Source organism: Spiroplasma endosymbiont of Megaselia nigra (assembly GCF_003987485.1).
Classification (GTDB): domain Bacteria; phylum Bacillota_I; class Bacilli_A; order Mycoplasmatales; family Mycoplasmataceae; genus Spiroplasma.
The window spans coordinates 1-3,791 of sequence record NZ_RCOO01000109.1 but is presented as its reverse complement, the minus strand read 5'-3'; the positions used below and the strand labels follow the sequence as shown (position 1 = coordinate 3,791).

At 30.5% G+C, this 3,791-nt stretch carries 2 protein-coding genes; both read left to right on the top strand.

Features of this window, described 5'->3' with window-relative positions; genetic code table 4:
• The first annotated feature begins 619 nt into the window (after positions 1-619).
• Positions 620-1,876 (top strand): histidine--tRNA ligase, encoded by a 1,257-nt coding sequence (hisS, locus tag D9R21_RS04885; protein ID WP_126821331.1) that lies wholly within the window; start codon positions 620-622, stop codon positions 1,874-1,876.
• On the top strand, positions 1,876-3,609 hold the full coding sequence (aspS, locus tag D9R21_RS04880; RefSeq protein WP_126821330.1) for an aspartate--tRNA ligase: 1,734 nt from the start codon (positions 1,876-1,878) through the stop codon (positions 3,607-3,609). Before hisS ends, aspS begins: the two co-directional genes overlap by 1 nt.
• Positions 3,610-3,791: the final 182 nt, after the last annotated feature.

Below are 3,791 nucleotides of genomic sequence, written 5' to 3'. Positions count from 1 at the left end.
AAAAAAGTTGTGATAAAAAGTTTCTATTTTAAGAATTTAAGATGCTGTCCTTTCTCTGAATCAATTAATAATTATGGGTTTAAAAATAAAAAAACAACCCTTTTTATTTAACAAGAGTTGTTTTTTGGAGCTTCATCGTACACGATGCCATTCAATTAATTTTTACAATATTAAATATTTTTTTACTTTTTTTCGCATTTGCTTATATATGGTCATATAAATATTCCAAATATACATTAGTAGTAAAAAATAAATTAATATATTTATCTAATTATAATAAAATTTTATTTTGATATATATAATCAATATTTTAAAAATTCAATTTATTTTGATTGAATGTATGAATGGTTTTTACAAGATAAATTGCTAATTTATTTTACTTTTCTAAAAAAATAGGTATAATTTTAATTGAAAGAAATTATTGTTGACAATAATTGAACAGAGAAATAGTGGCTGGTGGAAACTATTGGAATTTTAAAGCGTGATGACAACATGAAGATAAAATTTAATATATTTTGACAAGTAAGCGCATTAACTAAAAGATAATGAAATAGGATGGCACCGCGATTTTTCGTTCCTAAGCAATCTTTTAGTTTTTTATTTAGAAGGGAAGAAAGTTATGAATATGCAAAAACCACGAGGAACTGAAGATCTTTATTATGAAAAAGCAAGTGAATTAAGTGCCCTAGAATTAATGCTGCGTAGTCTTGCTATGCAATATAACTATCATGAAATTAGAACTCCAATTTTCGAAGCAAAAGATTTATTTGTGCGTTCAGTAGGAGCAGAAACCGATATTGTTAGCAAAGAAATGTTTGAATTATTAGATAAAAAAGAGCGAGCATTTGTTTTACGTCCAGAAGGAACCGCACCTGTTATTCGCAGTATTATTGAAGATAAACTATATGGGAAATATGAATTACCATTAAAATTATTTTACCTTGGTAGTATGTTTCGTTATGAACGACCTCAACATGGCCGTTTACGTCAATTTAATCAGTTTGGAGTTGAAGTGGTCGGAGCTAAGAATTATTTATTAGATGTTGAAGTTATTTTACTTGGTTATAATTTATTAAAAACACTTGGATTAACAAACTTAACATTAAAACTAAATTATTTAACAATTGGTGCAGCACGAACAAAGTATCTTGGTGTGTTAACAGCTTTCTTCCGAGAACAAACATTATGTGCTGATTGTCAAATTCGGGTACAAAAGAATCCATTACGAGGATTGGATTGTAAAATTGATCATGATAAATTTAGTAATGCGCCAAAGATTTATGATTATTTAACCGCAACAGAAAATGAAGAATTTGTGGCAATTCAAAAGTTGTTAACTAAATTAGGAATTCCTTTTACCTTAGATGCGCAATTAGTACGAGGATTAGATTATTATACTGGCGTTGTTTTTGAAATTGTGATTGGGGAAGCAGAACGAAAATTAACTTTACTAGGTGGTGGACGGTATGACCAATTAGTGCACACCTTTGAACCAAGTTTAGATTATCCAGCGGTAGGCTTTGCCTTAGGATTAGAACGATTGTTATTAACTTTAGCTGCGAATGATATTGTCCTAGCTGATGAGGCTTATCTTGATGCTTATTTAATTTGTTTATCTGATCATGCGCGTTATTTTGCTGCTTCGTTGTTGTTATTACTTCGAGCAAGTTGTTTTCGTGTTGATTGTGATTATTTAACACGTAGTGTTAAAGCTCAGTTTAAATCATTAGAGCGTTTGAAAGCAAAGAATGCTATTATTATTGGTGATGAAGAATTGAAAAAAAATGTTGTAAAAATTAAAAACCAACAAACAGGAAAAGAACAAGAAGTTAAGTTTGACAAGATTATTACAGTTTTAAGTAAGGAGAAGAAATAATGAAGAGAACACATACTTGTGGTGAATTAACATTAAAAAATGTTAAAGAAAAGGTTGTTTTAAGTGGTTGAGTGGCAAAGAATCGTCGGTTAGGGGGGATTATTTTCTTAGATTTACGTGATCGAACAGGGATTACACAAGTTGTTGTCCAACCAGAGCATCCCCAATATGCGATGATTAATACAATTCGAAATGAATTTGTTATTAGTGTTGAAGGTGTTGTAATTGAACGAAAAAGTAAGAATTTAGAATTACCAACCGGGGCAATTGAAATTGCAGCTAAACAAGTCACAATTTTATCAAAAGCCGAAACGCCGCCATTAATTATTAATGATGTCACTGATGCGTTAGAAGATGTTCGAATGAAATATCGTTATTTAGATTTACGTCGACCAATAATGCAACAAAAAATTATGTTACGAAATCAATTAGTGCAAACAATTCGGCAATTTTGTCATGCTCATCAATTTATTGATATTGAAACACCAATTTTAAACAAATCAACACCAGAAGGTGCCCGTGATTTCTTAGTTCCCTCGCGTTTAAATCCCCATAATTTTTATGCGTTACCACAATCACCGCAATTGTTTAAACAGTTATTAATGTTAGCCGGATTTGATAAATATTTTCAAATTGCAAAGTGTTTTCGCGATGAAGACTTACGAAGTGATCGTCAACCAGAATTTACGCAATTAGATTTAGAAATGAGTTTTGTTGAGCGCGATGATATTATCCATTTTGTTGAAACATTATTTCAAACAATTATGCAAGATGTGATGAAAGTTAAAATTAAAACGCCCTTTCTTCGGATGGATTATAATGAAGCAATTGAAAAATATGGCACTGATAAACCAGATACGCGTTATGATTTACAGTTATTTGATGCAAAAGATATTTTTGCGAAAACTGAATTTAGAGTCTTTGCAACAGCATTAAAAAAGGAGTTGAGTTTAAAAGGGATTTTTCTTCCCCAATTAGTCAGCAAAAAACAAGTTGAAGAATTAACGCGGATTGCCCAACAAAATAAAGCACAAGGGTTAGTATGAGTTAAACAAGAAAAGAATAATTGAGAAGGACCACTTGCAAAAGTACTTAGTGATGATGAAAAAGCAAAATTATTACAAAAATGTAATAAACAAGCTGGAACATTCTTCTTTGTTAGTGATGAAAAAGCAGTTACTTGCCAAGCTTTAGGAGCAGTCCGAGTAGCATTATCTAAAATGTTTGCTTTAATTCCACCGAATGAATATCACTTCTTATGAATTGTTAATTGACCATTATATGAATGATCAGATGAAAATCAACGTTATGAAGCAGCTCATCATCCTTTTACCGCGCCAACTAGTGAATTTATTGATTATTTTGAACAGAAAATGGCAACTGCGCGTGCTGATGCTTATGACTTAGTTTTAAATGGTTATGAAATTGGGGGAGGAAGCATTCGTATTCACCAAAGTGAATTTCAAACCCGAATGTTTAAATCATTACAATTATCAAACCAAGAAATTGAGAACAAATTTGGTTGATTTTTAAATGCTTTTAATTATGGTGTTCCACCCCATGGCGGAATTGCATTTGGACTTGATCGGTTAGCAATGATTTTAACGAATAGTGAATCAATTCGGGATGTGATTGCTTTTCCGAAGAATACAATAGGAACTGATCCAATGATAGCTTCACCAAGTCCAGTTGAGGACAAACAGTTGGATGAATTAGGGATTAAGTTAAAATAATAAATATATAACAATAACTAGCAATATGATTTTTATGAAAATGTATTATGTAAATTCAAGCAGCAAATTCTGTCTCTTGTTATTATGATAATAACATCATTTAAAATAAATGCAACTATTTTTTAAAAAAAAATAAAATATTTGTAATTTTAGTCTATTTTAAAAATATTTAAGCACACTGA